Raw genomic sequence first — 18142 nt, forward strand, 5'->3', positions numbered from 1 at the left:
TTAAAAGTTGACTTCGATCATAGAGGTAATCGGTGCTCTGTCAACCAAGGGTACAGCCAAAGTTGACAGATGGTTTCGCCGTTCGCTGCCTGGTCCTTGTGTCTTTTGCCTTGCAACAGCGTTGCCCGGGCGGGCGTGGTGCCGGTCATGCCTGGGCTCACTGCCCTGGAACATGCGGGCCTGTCGCCAGTGCGCCGAGCCTCTTCCAGCCGACGGTAATGCGCACTGCGGGCGCTGTCTCAGTCGGCCACCGGCCTTCGTGCAGACACACGCAGGATTGCGCTACGAGGGCGAGATCGTTGCACTTATGCATCGCTTCAAATTTTCCGGAGAGCCCCGGGCCGGGGTGGTGTTGGCGTCGCTCATGCTTGAAACATTGAACGCTCTTCCAGCCAACGAGATGCCACAAACTCTGATAGGCCTGCCCCGTCATTCGTGGCGGGCGCGTGAGTTCGGCTTCGATCAGACCCTATGGTTAACACGCTATCTCTCGCGCCATCTGGGTATCGCCGAAGTGAACGCGCATCGAGTACGACATACTCCCACCCAGCGGGGACTTGATCGCCAGGCTCGGCAGCGTAATTTGCGCAATGCATTTCGAATCGATTCGCCGCTGAGCGGACGGGTAGTCGTTGTAGATGACATCATGACAACCGGAGCCTCGCTGGACGCGCTGGCACGCGCTTGCCTGGTGGCAGGCGCCGGCGAGGTGCAGGCATGGGCGATAGCTCGAACGCCGTCTTCATCCATCTGAGCTCTGCCGGTAACCGGTGAGTCTGCTAGCATGCAGCCACCGATGAACCAAGGAACCGCCATGGCTGCCAACCATCACCCCTTCGAGAGCCTGACGCCGCAGCGAATCGTTGAAGCCGTCGAAGCGCTGGGCATGTGGTTGCCCGGTGAACCTTTTGCATTGAATAGCTATGAGAACCGGGTCTTTCTGATCAGCGATGATGAGCGGCGGCGTTGGGTCGTGAAGTTTTACCGTCCAGACCGGTGGAGCGAAGCGCAGATTCGTGAGGAGCATGCCTTCCTGACCGAGTTGACCGCAGCCGGGGTACCTGTGGCGGCCCCTTGGAAGGATGCTCAAGGCGAGACCCTGCATGAGGCGTACGGCTTTCGTTTTGCACTGTTCCCCCATGTACCAGGACAGGCGCCGGAGCTGGAAAACCCCGAGCACCTCTATGCTCTGGGCGAATTGATCGGGCGCCTTCATGCAGTCTCGGTGTGTCACGATTTCTCGGCGCGTCCGCGCCTGGACCCTGAGGTCCTCGTTACGCAAAGTCGAGAGCAGGTCATGGCGGGGGCGTGGCTCAACCGTCGGCAACGGCAGAGTTATGCGAAGATCAGCGAGGCCCTGCAGAAACTGCTAACCGAACATGCCTGGCCAGTGAGTGCCGAGATCCGGGCCCATGGAGACTGCCATTTGGGCAATATTCTCGGTCGCGATCAGGATTTTACCTTGGTCGACTTCGACGATTGCTGCATGGCGCCTGCCGTGCAGGACTTATGGATGATGTTAACAGCCCAGAACGATCAGGAATTGCAAATGCAGTTGAGCGAACTGATCGAGGGCTATGAGCAGTATCGGGATTTCGATCGGCGACAGCTCGAGTGGATCGAACCGTTACGTGCGCTGCGGCTGATGCGTCACAGTGCCTGGCTGGTCGCTCGCTGGGAGGATCCCGCCTTTCCCCGCGCGTTTCCTTGGGTGGCTAGTGAGGATTACTGGGATCAGCATATTCGCACGCTGGAACAGCAGCGGGGGATTCTCGATGACTCCCAGCGATGGCTGGCCAGCGATTGAGAGCGGATATCGGTTTTATAAGCAACAGGGCAGTCCCACACGCAGGGCGGCCCTGTTGACGACTTTCAAAATGGCGATGTCGAATTATTCACCGGCAGGTGCGGAACCGTTGGCCGGAAGGTTACTGGCTTCGCCTTGCTCATCGGCATGACGCCGTCGCTTGTTGATCTCCGCCGACGGGTTGCTCTGTGCATCGAGCTGCAGGGAGCGACCCAGGCTCAACTGGAAGGTATGGTCCGGGGCGATTACGGCCAATGAGCATTGACCGTCCTGGCTCTCGTGACAGACATCCAAGCCGAAACCGCCGTCGCGTTCATAGGCGGCAGCGGACAGCTCGCCGCTGAAGACGTCGGGCTGGCTATCTTCAGTCTCGACGCAGGTCACTGACTGCGTGGTCAGGCGAACCCGGTCGTCGGTAAGTTGGGCATTGGCGGTGATCAGGCAATGTTTCGGCAGTTGGTACGACACCGAAGACTGCACGTGCGACACCGGACGCAGCAAGATGTTGTTCTTCTCGGATGAGGTGCGGTCGAGGGTAACGCTATCAATCAACTGGACCTCGACACGGGCATCGGCAGGTAGCCTGAGCGTGTCCTGCGCAGCCAGCACCGGCATGGTCATGACCGCCAACAGCAGATAGACGAAAGGTTTCAACATGGCTTGGTCTCGGCAGGCATTGGCACCCGCCAGTGGCGGGAACATGACGTGTGCAAACTCTAGCACAGTGCAGGGCGTCTAGTAGCCGCGCCAGCGTGACGAGATGTCGCGAGGCATGACGTCAAGTGCAGAGCCACTGCGCGAAGTGCGGGAGTGCGGTAGAATCCGCTCACCAGGGAAACATACCGTGACAATAACTCGAATGCACTATGCCTACGGGCAACGAGACATAGGTTGAACCGATGACTGAAGAACTCGCCAACCATTACCGGGAGATCATTGCTGGCTTGGGTGAAGACCCCAGCCGCGAGGGACTTCGCGATACGCCCAAACGCGCCGCCAAGGCCATGCAGTTCCTGACCCGGGGCTATAGTCAGTCTCTCGAGGCGCTGGTCAATGGCGCGGTCTTCGCCTCCGAGACCGACGAGATGGTATTGGTCAAAGACATTGAGCTTTACTCAATGTGCGAACACCATCTGCTGCCTTTCATCGGCAAGTGCCATATTGCCTACATGCCACACGGCAAGGTACTGGGACTGTCGAAATTTGCGCGTATCGTCGATATGTATGCCCGGCGCATGCAGATCCAGGAAAACCTGACCCGCGAAATTGCTGAGGCGATCCAACAGGTGACGGGGGCTCATGGCGTGGCCGTGGTGATCGAAGCCAAGCACATGTGCATGATGATGCGTGGCGTCGAGAAACAGAACTCGAGCATGACGACCTCGGTCATGCTGGGTGCCTTCCGTGACAATCAGACCACCCGTCAGGAATTTCTGATGCTGGTCAATGGTCGCTGATCGACATGGAGGAACCGAGATGCCACTGCATGCCCTTAACGAGCAGCACCTAGACCACGATCTTGCCTCGATACGTATCAAGAATCTGCGTCTACGCACATTCATTGGTATAAAGGAAGAAGAGATCAAGAATCGTCAGGACGTGATCATCAATGTGGTGATCCGTTACCGGGCCGCTGGCGCGGTGCAGTTCAATCACATCGACCAGGCGCTCAACTATCGTACCATCACCAAGCACATCATTTCGCACGTCGAGGATGGGCGCTTCCAGTTGCTGGAGCGCATGACCCGGGAGGTGCTCGACATCGTCATGTCGTATCCTCAGGTGCTGACCGCCCAGGTCGAGATCGATAAGCCGCATGCCTTACGCTTTGCCGATTCGGTGTCGATCACGCTGTCCGAGACCCGCGGGGATCATGCGGCGGTTTGACGGGTTGGTTTTGCAAGGATAAACCTCTTAGCATTGGCATGTAGATTCAGCCAGCGGAGTGCGGCCTTGGACGGCAAGATCACCGATTTCGACGATGATGCGCAGCAGGGGACCATCGTGACTCGCGATGGCCAATGCTATACCTTTTCGCTCGCCGAATGGCGGGGCCGTGGGTTGCCCGGGCCCGATGTTCTGGTTCGTTTCGATGTGCGTGACTCTCACGCCGTTCAGGTCATTAATCTTCCCGAGAAACAGCGCCGTGCCTCAGGGCACGTGCCGGCAACCGATCATGCGCATGCCGCCAGCGATGCCGAGCTGGCCGGTGAATACGAGGAAGGCGTCGGTCGGCGATATTCAAGTTGGGCGCTGGCTGCCATTATCGTGGCTATCCTTGGTCTTTTCTTCGATGTCCTGGCACCTTTACTGGGGCTGGTGGCCGCCATCCTGGCCGTGCTAGGGCTACGCCACATCCGGCGCCAACCGCAACATTACCGAGGCAGGGGGGTCTGCTGGGCGGCGATTGTCCTGGCATTGATCGTTGCTACGCTATCCTTGCTGCTGGAGCCGCTGCCAGCGACATCCCTGTCCCACTTGCTAGCCGTGCCCGGCCATGAGCAAACCGGGTGACATACCGCCAAATGCGGTTGGCGTTCGTCCTGCGTCGATGATCGCCAGCCGGCTCCGTGCGGCAACCGCCGTTGTCGCCTTCATGGAAGGAGAACATCATGGAATCCTTGCAAGATTGCCCGCTGTTTCGTCCGTTTGCCTACATCGACGGTAGTTGGGTCGCGGCAGACAGTGGCGAACAGATCGATGTCGTCAATCCGGCGACCGGCGAGGTCATTGGCCAGGTCCCTCGTCTGGGCCGGGCCGAGACCGAGCGCGCCATCGAAGCCGCAGATGTCGCCCTTCCCGCCTGGCGAGCACTGACAGCCCAGGAGCGCGCCGATGTGCTGATGAAATGGCACGACCTGATGCATGAGCATCAAGACGAGCTGGCGCTGATCATGACCTTGGAGCAGGGCAAGCCGCTAAAGGAGGCGGCCGGAGAGATCGCCTACGCAGCCAGCTTTTTGCGCTGGTTTGCCGAGGAGGCGCGTCGGGTGTACGGCGAGACCATCCCTGCATCGAAAAATAACCAGCGAATCCTGGTGACCAAGCAGCCTGTCGGGGTCGTCGGGGCCATTACGCCCTGGAACTTCCCGGCGGCCATGATTACTCGTAAGGTTGGTGCTGCACTCGCTGCAGGCTGCCCGATTGTGGTCAAACCTGCCAGCCAGACACCGTTCTCGGCAACTGCCCTGGCTCTGCTGGCCGAGCGCGCCGGCGTGCCGCGCGGTGTATTCAACGTCGTACCTGGGCGGGCAAGTGAAATTGCCTCTGCGCTGACCGAATCATCAATTGTGCGCAAGATTACCTTTACCGGGTCTACCGAGGTCGGGCGCAAGCTGATGCAGCAGGCGGCCGAGCATATCCAGAAGATCTCCTTGGAACTGGGCGGCAATGCGCCGTTCATCGTTTTCGAGGACTCCGACCTGGATGCGGCCGTGGAAGGCGCCATGGCGTCGAAGTTCCGCAACGGTGGGCAGACCTGCGTATGTGTCAACCGCTTCCTGGTCCAGTCCAGCGTGGTCAACGCCTTCTGCGAGAAGCTGGCCGCAGCCATGAACAGCGAGTTGCATGTCGGTGATGGCACCGAGGAAGGCGTCAACATCGGTCCGCTGATCGACCAGGATGGTGTCGAGAAGGTCAGCCGGCACATTCGCGATGCCGTGGACAAGGGGGCCGAGCTGCTGCTGGGTGGTCACCCACATCCGCTGGGTGGCAACTTCTTCACGCCGACGCTAATAAACGATGCCAAGCCCAACATGCTTGTCGCCCAGGAAGAGACGTTCGGTCCGTTGTCGGCGGTGTTCCCCTTCGACGATGAAGAGGATGCCGTGGCGATGGCCAATGACACGCCCTTCGGCTTGGCCGCCTACTTCTATTCAAGGGACCTGAGCCGCGTGTGGCGCGTCTCGGAAGCGCTCGAGTACGGCATTATCGGTATCAATACCGGACTGATCTCTAACGCTGCCGCACCCTTCGGTGGTGTCAAGGAATCCGGCCTGGGACGCGAAGGCGGGCATCAAGGGCTTGAGGAGTTTATGGAAACCAAGTATCTCTGCATCGACCTTGGATGAGGGAAACGAGCTTCGCAGCAATGTTTTGCCAAGCGCTAAAACAAGCAGGGCGGCCAATTGGCCGCCCTGCTTGTATCTGGTTTCGTTCAATGCTTGAAATGGCGCATCCCCGTGAACACCATGGCGACTCCCGCTTCATTGGCGGCGTCGATCACTTCCTGGTCGCGCATCGAGCCACCCGGTTGGATGACTGCGCTGATCCCGGCAGCGGCGGCGGCGTCAATACCATCGCGGAACGGGAAGAAAGCATCGGAGGCCATCACTGAACCGGGCACTTCGAGGCCCTCATCGGCAGCCTTGATGCCGGCAATCTTTGCTGAGTAGACGCGGCTCATCTGGCCGGCACCGACACCGATGGTCTGGCCGTGTTTGGCATAGACGATGGCATTGGACTTGACGTACTTGGCGACTTTCCAGGCGAAGCTCAGATCGTACATTTCCTGTTCGCTCGGCGCGCGTTCGGTGACGACCTGGAGTTCATCGCGACCGACCATGCCCAGGTCGCGATCCTGCACCAGCAGGCCGCCAGTGACACGCTTGAAGTCATGCGCTTGCTCGCGCTCGCCGGGCCAATGGTTGCCGGCGTCGAGCAGACGAACGTTCTTTTTCTCGGCCACAATGGCAGCAGCTTCGTCACTGACTCCCGGCGCGATGATCACTTCGACGAACTGGCGGTCGATGATAGCTCGCGCGGTGTCGGCATCCAGCGGCCGGTTGAAGGCAATGATGCCGCCAAAGGCACTGGTGGGGTCGGTGGCGAACGCCTTGTCGTAGGCGTCCAAGGGGGTGTCCGCCACAGCCACGCCGCAGGGGTTGGCGTGCTTGACGATCACGCAGGCGGTATCGGAGAACGCCTTGACGCATTCGAAGGCAGCATCGGTATCCGCCACGTTGTTGTAGGAGAGTTCCTTGCCTTGGCGCTGCACGGCTGTAGCGACGCTGGCCTCGCTGGCATTCGCCTCGACATAGAACGCTGCCTGCTGGTGCGGATTCTCGCCGTAGCGCATTGACTGCTTCTTGTGAAACTGCACATTGTAGGTGCGCGGGAAGCCCGGTTCGCCGTCCTCGACACGTTGGCCCAGGTAGTCGGCGATGGCTGCATCGTAGCCGGCAGTATGCTCGAATGCCTTGACTGCCAGGTCGAAGCGCAGGGTGTGATTGACCGTACCATCTGATGAAGCCATGGCGTCGAGTATCCGTTGATAATCGCCATTATCGACCACGATGGTGGTGTGGGCGTGGTTCTTGGCGCATGCACGTACCATGGTCGGGCCACCGATATCGATGTTCTCGATGGCATCCTCCAGCGTGCAGTCGGGGCGCGCCACGGTGGCGGCAAACGGATAGAGATTGACTACGACCATGTCGACTGGATCGATGCCATGCTCGGCCATTACCGCATCGTCCTGCCCGCGCCGGCCAAGAATGCCGCCGTGAATCTTGGGGTGCAGCGTCTTGACGCGTCCATCCATGATTTCGGGAAAACCGGTATGCTCGGAGACTTCGGTGACTGCAATGCCGTTCTCCATGAGCAGGCGGTAGGTCCCGCCGGTGGATAGCAGCGCCACGCCGCGATGCGCAAGCTCGCGTGCGAAGTCGACAATGCCGGTCTTGTCGGACACGCTGATCAGCGCACGCCGTACCGGCAGGGAGGACGGTGAGGAATGTTCGGCCATGATGCTCCACTCTACTTGCTAAGGGTCGCCCGGTGGCGGGGCGACGGCGTGAAATGCGTCAAGGGGAGCCGTAGGTGGCTCCCCTGGATGGTCGGGTCAGATCAGGTCGTACTGCTTGAGTTTCTTGCGCAACGTGCCGCGATTGAGGCCCAGCATGTCGGCAGCGCGGGTCTGGTTGCCGCCGGCATGTGCCATCACGGCACTGAGTAATGGTGCCTCGACTTCGGCCATGACCATACCATACAGGTCGGTGACCATTTCGCCGTCGAGATGGGCGAAGTAACGTTGTATGGCGTCATCGACAGCTTCGCGAAGCGTCTGCCCACGGGGTAGGCCGGCGGGAGTGTCGAGCGCCTCCTGATCGGTGGTGAAGGATTGCCTGCTGGTCATGCTGCGCTGATCCCATCGCTCGCCGGATGCGTGGTCCGGTCAAAAATTTCGTCGACGAATTGAAGTTGTGCGCCCACTGTCTCCAGGCTGTTGAAGCGTGCCCGCAAGGGCTTGGCATCTTCGCGAGTGCCCAGATACCAACCGATATGCTTGCGTGCGATGCGCACACCCATATGTTCCCCATAAAACGCATGTAACGCTTTCAGGTGGTCGCTCATTACCCGCTGTCGCTCGTCGTGGGAGGGCTCGGGCAGCGTTTCGCCTGTGCTCAGGTAATGATCGATCTCACGGAAGATCCAAGGATTGCCCTGAGCGCCACGTCCTACCATCACGGCATCCGCACCAGTATAGTCGAGGACCTCGGCTGCTTTCTTGGCGGATGTGATATCGCCATTGGCGAAAACGGGAATTCTCACCGAGGCCTTGATGCTGGCGATGGTGTCGTACTCTGCAGAGCCGGAGTAACGCTGCTCTCGGGTACGTCCATGGACCGCCAAGGCGCGGATACCCGCGTCTTCGGCCAGGCGGGCGACACGCGGGCCGTTGATACTACGCTCGCACCAGCCGGTACGAATTTTTAGCGTCACGGGAATGTCGACCGCCGCGACTACGGCATCGAGAATCTCTGCTACCAGCCGCTCGTCGCGAAGCAGGGCCGAGCCAGCCGCCTTGTTGCAGACCTTCTTGGCTGGGCAACCCATGTTTATATCGATGATCTGAGCGCCCTGTTCGGCATTCATGCGGGCCGCTTCGGCCAGCATGTCGGGATCGCCCCCGGCGATCTGCACCGAACGCGGGCCAGGCTCGCCACTATGATCGAGGCGTGAACGCGACTTCCGGGTGTGCCATAGGCTAGGGTCGGACGTGACCATTTCGGACACCACCAAGCCAGCGCCTAGCTTACGACAAAGCTGGCGAAAAGGGCGATCGGTCACGCCGGCCATGGGCGCCAGAATTACCCGATTAGGGAGCTGGTAAGGGCCAATAGCGGGTGGTTCGACGCAGGCGGTAGCTGGCATCGTGATTCGTAGTCTCGTCTCAAGGGGGGAGTATGATACCGGCCGCAACGAGCTTATTGAAGGGCGGGCGATATCAACGTTGCCGTTACTGGGCAGGGCGTAGGCCCGTGAGGCGTACCCAGCCGTCACGCTCGACCGGATCATCCATGCGCAACCCCTGAGCAAGGTAAGCATCGAAAACGGTGTCAGCCTGATTGGCGAGGATGCCCGACAGGGCCAGACGACCGCCTGGGGCGATCTGGCCGGTAATACTCGGCGCGAGCTCGACCAACGGCCCTGCGAGAATGTTGGCGACGACGACGCTGTACTGGCCGGCGTCAAGCTGCTCGGGGAGGCATAGCGCAAGCGCTTCGTCGGCAATGCCGTTGCGTGCGGCATTGTCACGACTGGCGGTCAGTGCCTGTGGGTCGATGTCGGTACCCACCGCGTGAGCGGCGCCAAGCTTGAGTGCGGCGATGGCTAAAATCCCTGAACCGCAACCGAAGTCGAGGATCGTTTGTTTATGGAGCAGCCCTTCGTTGGCCAGCTCGTCGAGCCACTCCAGACAAAGTGCTGTGGTGGGATGCGTGCCGGTACCGAAAGCTAGACCCGGATCGAGCAGCAGGTTGACGGCGTCGGGGTCCGGTGCGTCATGCCAGCTGGGAACGATCCACAGTCGCTTGCCCATCCGCAGCGGTGTGAAGCCATCCATCCACTCTCGCTCCCAATCTCTGTCGGCAAGCAGCTCGTACTCGATCTCTGGACACGGTTCATCGGGAATTTCCGCGGCCCAGGCTTGGCGCACCCGATCCAGCATGGGTTCGACATCTTCCAGGTCATCGTAGAGTCCGGTCAGTACGGTCTCGTTCCAGAGGGGGGTGGTGCCGCGCTCGGGTTCGAAGACCGGCTCGTCGTGAGCGTCCTGCAGGGTAATTGCCGAGGCGCCCTCTGCCGCAAGCAGCTCCTCGAGCGTGTCGGCCTGCTCAGGCGCAATGTGGGCTTTCAGTTGCAACCAAGGCATGGGATTCTCCAGCACGCGTGTAAACGAAAGAAAAAGGGGCAATAACGCCCCTTTCGCCAATGGCTCTGTCATCTATCCGGCAGGATCAGCCGCCGAGCTTCTTCTCAAGGTAATGGATGTTTACGCCGCCTTCCTGAAAATTGCTGTCGCGGACTAGATCCTTCTGCAAGTCGATATTGGACTTGATCCCTTCCACCAACAATTCATCAAGAGCGTTGCGCATGCGGTTCAGGGCCACGTCGCGGTTCTCACCCCAAGTGATCAGCTTACCGATCAGCGAGTCGTAGTGAGGAGGGACGGTATAGCCCGTGTACAGATGCGAATCCATGCGTACACCCAGTCCGCCTGGGGCATGGAACAGCGTCACCTTGCCGGGGGAGGGCATGAAGGTACGCGAATCCTCGGCATTGATACGGCATTCAAAGGCATGGCCGTTGAGCTTGACATCCTCTTGCCGGATCGTCAGCGGCATGCCGGACGCGATACGCAACTGTTCCTTGACGATATCCACGCCGGTCACCATCTCGGTGACGGGGTGCTCGACCTGAACGCGAGTGTTCATCTCGATGAAGAAGAACTGGCCGTCCTCATAAAGGAACTCGAAGGTACCGGCGCCGCGGTAGTTGATCTCGATACAGGCGTCGGTACAGGCCTTGAGCACGCGGGCGCGGGCTTCCGGGTCGATGTGCGGAGCCGGGGCTTCTTCCAGGACCTTCTGGTGGCGGCGTTGCAGCGAACAATCACGATCGTAGAGGTGGATGGCGTTTCCTTGGCCATCGGCAAGCACCTGCACCTCGACGTGGCGAGGCTTTTCCAGGAACTTCTCCATGTACACCGTGCCGTCGCCGAAGGCGGCATTGGCCTCGGAGCGGGTCACGCTGATCGAGGAGAGTAGGTGGGCCTCGCTGTGGACCACACGCATGCCACGTCCACCACCACCGGCTGCCGCCTTGATGATGACCGGGTAACCGATGCGACGGGCCGTGGCCAGCACCGCCTCGTCGTTATCTTCGGGCAGCGGGCCGTCGGAGCCGGGCACGGTGGGTACCCCTGCCTGCTTCATGGCCTCGATCGCGCTGACCTTGTCGCCCATCAGGCGAATGGTCTCGGCACGTGGGCCGATGAAGACGAAGCCGGAGCGCTCGACCTGTTCGGCGAAGTTGGCATTCTCGGATAGAAAGCCATAGCCCGGGTGGATGGCGCTGGCATCAGTCACCTCGGCGGCACTGATCAGCGCCGGAATATTGAGGTAGGACTGGGCCGAGGAGGCCGGGCCGATGCAGACCGCTTCGTCGGCCAGGCGCACGTGCATCAGCTCACGGTCGGCCTTGGAGTGTACGGCGACGGTACGAATGCCCAGTTCCTTGCAGGCACGCAGGATGCGCAGTGCGATCTCGCCGCGGTTGGCGATAAGTACCTTATCCAACATGGCGTTGTCCATTCGTTCAAGAAATGATCAGCATCGGCTGGTCGAATTCGACCGGTTCACCGTCCTCGACAAGGATGGCCTCGATCACGCCGTCCTGGTCGGCTTCGATCTGGTTCATCATCTTCATCGCTTCGACGATGCACACCGTCTCACCCTTCTTGACGCTCTGGCCAACTTCGATGAACGGCTTGGAGCCCGGCGCCGGGGCACGATAGAAGGTGCCCACCATGGGCGAGGTCACGGCATGCCCGGTCGGTTGGGCCGGCGCCGGGGCTTCACTCGGTTCGGCAGTCGGTGCGCCTGGAGCGTGCTGTGGCATCTGGGGCGCGCTGGGCATGCCCCAGCCTTGATGCATGGGCATCGGTTGGGCCTGGACCCCGTTGGGATGGCGGCTGATACGTACCGACTCCTCGCCTTCCTGGATCTCGATTTCGCTGATGTTGGATTCTTCCAGAAGCTCGATCAGTTTCTTGACCTTGCGGATATCCATGTTGATGTCTCTTGAGTGTGAGTGTGGCGTAATGCGATAGCTATCGAGAGCGGCCGTGGGGGGCGCAGCGCGATTCCCGGAACAAGATTCGTCATTGTCATGGCTGGAGCCGTCGAGGCCGCTGTCGAGCCCACTGAAACGGATGGCCGCACCGGTCTGCGTACCACGCGATGCGGGATACCGGGCCAGTGCAGGTTGGGAAGCGTTGACGATGCGTATATGCCAGCCATAGAGGTCTATTAGGGCGCTGTTAACCTGTTCAAACTCTGATTAGATCCCGGCAGAAAGCGGCAAGATCCCGCCTGTGGGCGCCTTAAAAGCTAATGGAGGCGAAGTGTGACGAAAAACGGACATGTTGTCTAGTTGCATCACGGAGCCGGTGCCGAGAGTAACCGAACGATGTTCGAATTGAGCCTAGACGTTTCAGCCGGTTCGTGCGAATTGGCTACGAATGCGTTCAAGATGAGTGGCAAAGGTCGGTGCGTCGACTTCGCCCTGAATGCGTGCCCGGGCAAGCTCTTCGTTATCGGAGAAGAACAGCAGGCTGGGCGGGCCAAACAGGCCGAACCGGTCGAGTAGCGCGCGGCTATCCGCGTTAGTGTCGGTAATATCGGCCTGAATCAGGTGAAATCCGGCCAATTGACTGGCCACGGCCGGGGCGGGAAACACATCGCGTTCCATGATTTTGCAGGAAACACACCATTCGGCCGTGACGTTGACGAACGCAGGTTGGCCCTGTCGGGCAGCGATTTCCAGTTCGCTTTCGAGTTGTGCAAGTGTCGTTACCCGGGTAAATACCGGCCCCTGCTCGACGCCGCCGGCACTGCCGAGGCTGGCCAAGGGGCGCAGTGGATTCTCGCCTCCCTGGGCGGCGCCCAGCACCAAGGCAACTCCCCAGGCGAGCAAGACGATGCTGGCGGCTTGCCGTACGCGTGGCCAACCTTGGCGTTGGTTGAAGGTCAGTGCGCCCAGGGCCAGTGACGTACCGATGACTAGAGCTCCCCACAGGACGAGGCTGACCGGGCCCGGTAGCAGGCGTTCGATGAGCCACACGGCGATGGCCAACAGCAGCACGCCGAAGGCGGCCTTGACGCCATTGAGCCAGGCGCCTGAACGGGGGAGCAGCGAGGGGCCGAACGTGCCCACAAATAGCAGGGGGACCCCCATGCCCAGCGCCAGGGCGAATAGCGCGGCTCCGCCCATGAGGATATTGCCGGTGGTCGAGATGAAGACCAGTGCGCCTGCCAATGGCGCCGACACGCAGGGAGACACGACGATGACCGACAGTGCCCCGGCCAGGGCCAGGCCAGGCGCCCCACTGCGTTGCAATCGGGCCTGCCAAGCATCGACGCGATTGGCCAGCGCGGGTGCCACTCGCAGGTCGAAGACGCCAAACATGGCCAAGGCGAATAACACGAATAACGCGGCAAATGGAACCAGAACCCAAGGCGACTGCAGGTGTGCTTGCAGGTTGAGGCCGGCCCCGAACAGACCCATCAGGACGCCAGCCATGGCATAGGTAACGGTCATGCCCGCCACGTAGCTGGTCGATAATGCCAGGGCTCGGCGGCGTCCTGCCTGCTGACCGACGATGATCGAGGACAGGATAGGGATCATCGGTAAAACGCAGGGCGTGAAGGTCAGTCCCAAGCCTGCCAGGAAGAACAGGCCGAGAACGGTTAAAGGGGCAAGGTCGGTAAGCAGGCTGCGGTAATGTGCATCTTCGCTGAGTGGTGCTGCAGCAATGCCAGGGTCAGACGCGGTAGCCGTTGTGTCGCTCTGACGTGCAGGTGTAGTTCCGATGTTGGCGACGTCTTGAAAGGCGGCCGGCGGCGAGCCGGGAAAGGCGCTAAGCTCGATGCTCTCGGGTGGGTAGCATAAACCGGCATCGGCGCAGCCCTGAAAGGTCACGGCGATATCGAGGCTATCCTCGGGCTGTCCCGTGTAGGGGACCGTCAGGGCAACCTGATCGTAAAAGACGTAGACGTCGCCCAGAAATTCGTCGCTCTTGAATTGGCCCGGCGGCAGTTGGATTTCGCCCAGTTCGACACCGGGCTCCAGGCTCTCGATGCTGAAACGATGCCGGTAAAGATAGTAATTCTCGGCGTTGACGAAGCCGACATGCAAACGCCCTTCCTCACGCCAGGCGGTGGCCTGGAACGCCTCGTGAACGGGAAGGAACGCCTGCTCCTTGGATTGCTCGTCGAACCAGCCGGCCTGGGTCGTGGTCGTGAACAGCAACAGAAATAGTGAGACGAGCAGGGCGGGCAGACGTGTCATCGACTCCGGTTTCCTTGAGCGGGGCTGTGCGCTGCATGCGACCATCGGCTTGCTGACGAGTTCCTTAGGCAGGCTAACTGCGGTACGGGCGCATCGAAACGTGCATGATAGGATACCCTTCTCAAGGAACCAATCATCAACTGTCACGCTCAAGGACGTCGCGCATATGGCAATGTTTCGCAACCGCAAACGTCGGACCGAAGTGCTGGAACGCCCGGAGTACGGCTGGATATGGAAGCCTTTGCTGGTACTGCTAGTGATCTATCTGGTCGTTTGCATTGGTCTGGGCATCTGGTGGAGCCTGCGGCCGGATAGCTTCGATATCCAGCAGGCGGTTGTCGAATGGCGAGGCGATGAGACGCAAGCGCCGCTTCCGCGAGGCGTGGCCTTTTCCTCGGCCTTGACCGCCTCGGTCGATACCCTGCTCGACAAGCCGGGCGGATTGCTGCGCAATGATGTGGCACCACCGGGAGTGTGGCTCGACAATATGCCCAGTTGGGAACTGGGTGTGCTGAGTCAGGCACGCCTGACGGTACCGGCGCTGGCAGCCATGAGCAATGGTAATGCCGCGTTGCTGACCGATGCCGAAACAGCGCTGGATACTGACAGTGAGGCCTGGATTCATCCCTCTGCGGAGAAGCGATATGCATTAGCGGTCGCGCTGTTGCATGACTTCACCAACAACCTGAGTGGCAGTAGCGCCCTGACGAACCGTGGCGATGCCTTGGCTCAATGGCTACGCAGTGAGGCGGATCGATTCGAAGCCATGACACGTCGCTTGTCGGCGAGCATCGACGACCCAGAGGCGTTGCGTGAACTGGGTGTCGACGAGTCTGAATTGCCGGAGGCCACACCCTGGTACCGTATCGATAACATTTTCTTTGAGGCCCGCGGTGAGGCTTGGGCGCTGATGCATTACCTGCGAGGCCTGCGCCAGGATTATGCCCCGCTCTTCGAGCAGGCTGGGGCAATGGCCGGGCTGGAGCGCATGATTGCCGAACTGGAAATGGCGCTGCGTCCGCTATGGAGTCCAATGGTGTTGAACGGCTCGGGCTTTGGGATTTTCGCCAACCACTCACTGATCCTGGCCAACTACACCATGGGCCTTAGTGATCAGGCCCGGCGTCTCGCTGACAGCGTCGAGGGGGTTGAGATCAGCAGCCCGCGCGCGCAACCCAGCGCTTCTCAGCCGTCCCCCGACACGTCGCAGGAGAACGCCACGGCGCCGGCGCAAGTTGACGGTGCAGAAGAGACAGGTGATTCGAAGATGACTCAGGGTGGTAGCCTCCAAAGTGGAGCGGGCTCTCAAGCTGACGAGAGCGTATCTTCGGAAAAGGAACAGGGTGATGCCGGCGCAACACCTCAGTCTGCCGGGTAAGCGCTGCAACCGGCCGCTTCGGATTCTCAAGAGTCGCAGCACTGAAAGAGTCTCAGGATGACTCGGTTGAATAAAGAAGGGCCGCCCTTTCAAGGGCGGCCCTTCTTGTGAAGCGTGTCTTTAGAACTCCCGCACTCTGGCGCGGCTGCGGAAGGTAAGTCAGGCTTACTGGTCCTGATAGGCTGCCGCGGCCTTCTCGATAGCCTTGCGTGCGGCATCGGCGCCATCCCAGGACTCTACCTTCACCCATTTGCCTTTTTCGAGATCCTTGTAGTTCTCGAAGAAGTGGGCGATCTGCTGGCGCAGCAGCTCCGGCAGGTCGGTGACTTCGTTGACCTCGTCGTACAGGGCGGTCAACTTCTGGTGAGGTACGCAAACCAGCTTGGCGTCTTCGCCAGCTTCGTCAGTCATGTTGAGGATACCCACCGGACGTGCACGGATGACGCTGCCGGGCTGGACCGGATACGGCGTGACCACCAGAGCGTCGAGGGGGTCGCCATCATCGGCCAGCGTGTTGGGAATGAAACCATAATTGGCCGGATAAAACATGGGGGTGGCCATGAAGCGATCCACTAGGAGGGCATCCATGTCCTTGTCGATCTCATACTTGATCGGCGCATGATTGGCAGGGATCTCGATCGCGACGTACACGTCGTTGGGGAGGTCCTTGCCTGCGGGGATCTGGTTGAAGCTCATTATCGAGTCCTTGCGGTTGGCCATGAAAGCGAAAATTCGCCGAATTATACGAACTGCCCTTGACGATTACCAATCGTAGGCACGCACTGGCATGTTATCCAATAGGCGATAGGCTGCGACTGGCGTCAAGGGTATCATGGTTGGCTAATGCGCAATCCGAGGGGGAGAGTCATCTTGGTGGAGCAAGCCTTGTCCTTGAGCTACGGTCAGGCCTTCGTGGCCCCGGAGCGCCGCCGACATCGCAGTTCCATGTCGGTTCAGGTCCCCGAGGGAAATACCCTGCGTAGCAAGGGAGTTTGTGCCCTGATCAGTGATTCGACCTGGCGCAATGCCATTGCCAAGCAGGCGGGCGATCTCAGTGTCCGCGGTTTCCTCGCCGATTACTATTCGACACCCGAGCATTGGGATACTAAGACGTCTGCGACCCGTGTCCTACGGGCCCTTAACAGCTGGAGTTATAGTCAGAGCAGCTATATCGAGGGTGGCAGTTACGTCAGTTCGATGTCGGCAATGGTGCTCCGTGACCGGGATGCACACCTCTTCCACATGGGCGATACGCTGGTGTTTCGCTTGCGTGGCGCCGAGTTCGAGCAGCTGACACGCGATCACGTGACCGACCTGGGTGGCTACCGCTACCCATCCCGGGCGTTAGGCCTGGACGGGAACCTGGACATCGATTACGCACGTATGTCGCTCAAGCAGGGCGATCTGTTCCTGTTCACCACGCGCGCCGTACGTGGCACGCTGATGCCGTCGGATTACGTGCAGTTGATACGCTCCGATGTCAGCGACCTTGATGCCGCCTGCGAGCGCCTCGCGGAAGCGGCCCAGGCGCGTGCCGCCGAGCGTGGCTACGGTGCCGACCAGTTCTGCTTCCAGCTGGTGCGAATCGACCGCCTGCCCGAGGAGGAGCCCGACCGTCCTCTGCGGCATTATGGCAATTTGCCGGTTCCCCCCGAACTGAATGTCGGTGACCGCCTCGATGGCCTGGAGGTTCAGGCGGTCCTGTCGAAAACGGCCCAGGCACGTGTCTATCGCATGCGTGACTTGCGCAGCGAACGGGAGATGGTCCTCAAGGCACCGAGTCCCGAGCTGTCGAGCCGTAATGCCTACCTGGAGCATTTTATGCTGCAGCAATGGGTCGTCGAACGTGTCAGTTCCACCTTTGTGGCCAAGGTCGTGGAGCTTACACGGCCGCGACAGCACCTGTATTACCTGATGGAGCATGTTGAGGGCACGACATTGACGGAGTGGGTGCACAGGCACCCGCAGGCGAGCCTGGCACAGCGCCTGGATATCGCGCGTCAGTTAGCCAAGGCGGTTCAGGCACTACACCGGCGTGATGTGCTTCACCAGCAAATCCACCCCGATAACGTGCTCATCGATGCGCATGGCCAAGTGGTGCTCGCCGACTTCAGCGCCTGTCATCTGCGTGAGGTGGATGGCCACAAGAAAGCAAGAGAGCTGGCGCGTCAGGTAGGGCTCAGTGAACACAGCGCACCGGAGTATGCTCTGGATACCGAAGTGGGGCGGCGCAGCGACCAATATGCTTTGGCATCGACGATCTACTGGATGTTGACCGGTAGCCTGCCCTATGAGCAGGCGCCGAATCAGTTGCGCAGCCACACCGATCTAGAGCAGATGAACTACCGTAGTGCGCGTACCCGCAACCCCGAGGTGAGCAGTGACCTTGACGATGCCCTGCGACGAGCGCTGGATCCTCAGCGAGCGTTACGTTTCCGTCGTCTCGCCGAGTTCGCCTATGCTCTGCGTGAACCGCGCAAGTCGGCGCGAGACGGGACGACTCGCTCCCGGCGCGAACCGGCCATCTTCTGGCAGGGAGTTGCCGGTATCCTGTTGCTGCTGTTGGTAGTGTCCTGGTTGCTGAGATAACCCCAAACACACTT

General features: G+C 60.3%; 17 protein-coding genes and 1 pseudogene. 9 read left to right on the plus strand and 9 right to left on the minus strand.

The features are described 5' to 3' along the window. Positions 1–7: 7 nt before the first annotated feature. From F568_RS26215 to F568_RS0106895, 3 genes and pseudogenes are all read left to right on the plus strand, one after another. Positions 8–229: pseudogene (locus F568_RS26215) on the plus strand (double zinc ribbon domain-containing protein); the annotation flags it as partial. Positions 230–259: 30 nt separating this feature from the next. Next, positions 260–754 carry a ComF family protein gene (locus F568_RS22410; protein ID WP_229804159.1) on the plus strand — a complete coding sequence of 165 codons (495 nt, stop codon included), beginning with the start codon at positions 260–262 and terminating at the stop codon, positions 752–754. Positions 755–814: 60 nt separating this feature from the next. Further along, the gene (locus F568_RS0106895; protein WP_019017982.1) at positions 815–1807 is read left to right on the plus strand and encodes a serine/threonine protein kinase; all 993 of its coding nucleotides are present in this window, start codon (positions 815–817) and stop codon (positions 1805–1807) included. An 84-nt stretch (positions 1808–1891) separates the two neighbouring features. Here the strand turns inward: F568_RS0106895 and F568_RS22415 are convergent, their stop codons facing one another. Further along, a complete protein-coding gene (locus F568_RS22415; RefSeq protein ID WP_040476039.1) occupies positions 1892–2464 on the minus strand; it encodes a TraB/TrbI/VirB10 family type IV secretion system protein in 573 nt (190 codons plus the stop codon). Positions 2465–2706: 242 nt separating this feature from the next. Between F568_RS22415 and folE the strand changes: the two genes are divergently transcribed. The 4 genes from folE to F568_RS0106920 all read left to right on the plus strand — a co-directional run bounded on the left by folE (position 2707) and on the right by F568_RS0106920 (position 5877). Beyond that, positions 2707–3264, plus strand: a complete 558-nt coding sequence (folE, locus tag F568_RS0106905; RefSeq protein ID WP_019017984.1) for a GTP cyclohydrolase I FolE — start codon at positions 2707–2709, stop codon at positions 3262–3264. A gap of 19 nt (positions 3265–3283) precedes the next feature. Continuing rightward, a complete protein-coding gene (gene folX, locus F568_RS0106910) occupies positions 3284–3694 on the plus strand; it encodes a dihydroneopterin triphosphate 2'-epimerase (RefSeq protein ID WP_019017985.1) in 411 nt (136 codons plus the stop codon). A gap of 66 nt (positions 3695–3760) precedes the next feature. Beyond that, positions 3761–4321: a DUF4190 domain-containing protein gene (locus tag F568_RS22420; RefSeq protein WP_019017986.1), complete on the plus strand. Its 561-nt coding sequence runs from the start codon at positions 3761–3763 to the stop codon at positions 4319–4321. Between the two features lie 98 nt (positions 4322–4419). After that, a complete protein-coding gene (locus F568_RS0106920) occupies positions 4420–5877 on the plus strand; it encodes an NAD-dependent succinate-semialdehyde dehydrogenase (protein WP_019017987.1) in 1458 nt (485 codons plus the stop codon). Positions 5878–5963: 86 nt separating this feature from the next. On the opposite strand, the gene purH is transcribed toward F568_RS0106920, so the two are convergent. The 7 genes from purH to dsbD all read right to left on the minus strand — a co-directional run bounded on the left by purH (position 5964) and on the right by dsbD (position 14161). Continuing rightward, the gene (gene purH / locus F568_RS0106925) at positions 5964–7553 is read right to left on the minus strand and encodes a bifunctional phosphoribosylaminoimidazolecarboxamide formyltransferase/IMP cyclohydrolase (protein WP_019017988.1); all 1590 of its coding nucleotides are present in this window, start codon (positions 7551–7553) and stop codon (positions 5964–5966) included. Between the two features lie 96 nt (positions 7554–7649). Beyond that, on the minus strand, positions 7650–7943 hold the full coding sequence (gene fis, locus F568_RS0106930) for a DNA-binding transcriptional regulator Fis (protein ID WP_019017989.1): 294 nt from the start codon (positions 7941–7943) through the stop codon (positions 7650–7652). Then, complete coding sequence (dusB, locus tag F568_RS0106935) at positions 7940–8962, minus strand: tRNA dihydrouridine synthase DusB (protein ID WP_019017990.1); 1023 nt, start codon at positions 8960–8962, stop codon at positions 7940–7942. The genes fis and dusB overlap by 4 nt, the downstream gene beginning before the upstream one ends. An 85-nt stretch (positions 8963–9047) precedes the next feature. Beyond that, the gene (prmA, locus tag F568_RS0106940; protein ID WP_019017991.1) at positions 9048–9962 is read right to left on the minus strand and encodes a 50S ribosomal protein L11 methyltransferase; all 915 of its coding nucleotides are present in this window, start codon (positions 9960–9962) and stop codon (positions 9048–9050) included. 85 nt (positions 9963–10047) lie between these two features. Continuing rightward, a complete protein-coding gene (accC, locus tag F568_RS0106945) occupies positions 10048–11391 on the minus strand; it encodes an acetyl-CoA carboxylase biotin carboxylase subunit (RefSeq protein WP_019017992.1) in 1344 nt (447 codons plus the stop codon). A gap of 16 nt (positions 11392–11407) precedes the next feature. Next, complete coding sequence (accB, locus tag F568_RS0106950; RefSeq protein ID WP_019017993.1) at positions 11408–11881, minus strand: acetyl-CoA carboxylase biotin carboxyl carrier protein; 474 nt, start codon at positions 11879–11881, stop codon at positions 11408–11410. A 423-nt stretch (positions 11882–12304) separates the two neighbouring features. Beyond that, entirely contained in the window at positions 12305–14161 is a 1857-nt protein-coding gene (gene dsbD / locus F568_RS0106955) for a protein-disulfide reductase DsbD (RefSeq protein WP_019017994.1), read from the minus strand. Between the two features lie 166 nt (positions 14162–14327). Between dsbD and F568_RS22425 the strand changes: the two genes are divergently transcribed. Next, positions 14328–15539: a DUF2333 family protein gene (locus F568_RS22425; protein ID WP_019017995.1), complete on the plus strand. Its 1212-nt coding sequence runs from the start codon at positions 14328–14330 to the stop codon at positions 15537–15539. 165 nt (positions 15540–15704) lie between these two features. Here the strand turns inward: F568_RS22425 and ppa are convergent, their stop codons facing one another. Then, positions 15705–16235, minus strand: a complete 531-nt coding sequence (ppa, locus tag F568_RS0106965; protein ID WP_019017996.1) for an inorganic diphosphatase — start codon at positions 16233–16235, stop codon at positions 15705–15707. Between the two features lie 147 nt (positions 16236–16382). Between ppa and F568_RS0106970 the strand changes: the two genes are divergently transcribed. Next, positions 16383–18128, plus strand: coding sequence for a protein kinase domain-containing protein (locus F568_RS0106970; protein WP_051087934.1), 1746 nt, complete (start codon positions 16383–16385; stop codon positions 18126–18128). Positions 18129–18142 lie beyond the last annotated feature (14 nt).

Source organism: Modicisalibacter luteus DSM 23508 (assembly GCF_000378505.1).
GTDB lineage: Bacteria > Pseudomonadota > Gammaproteobacteria > Pseudomonadales > Halomonadaceae > Modicisalibacter > Modicisalibacter luteus.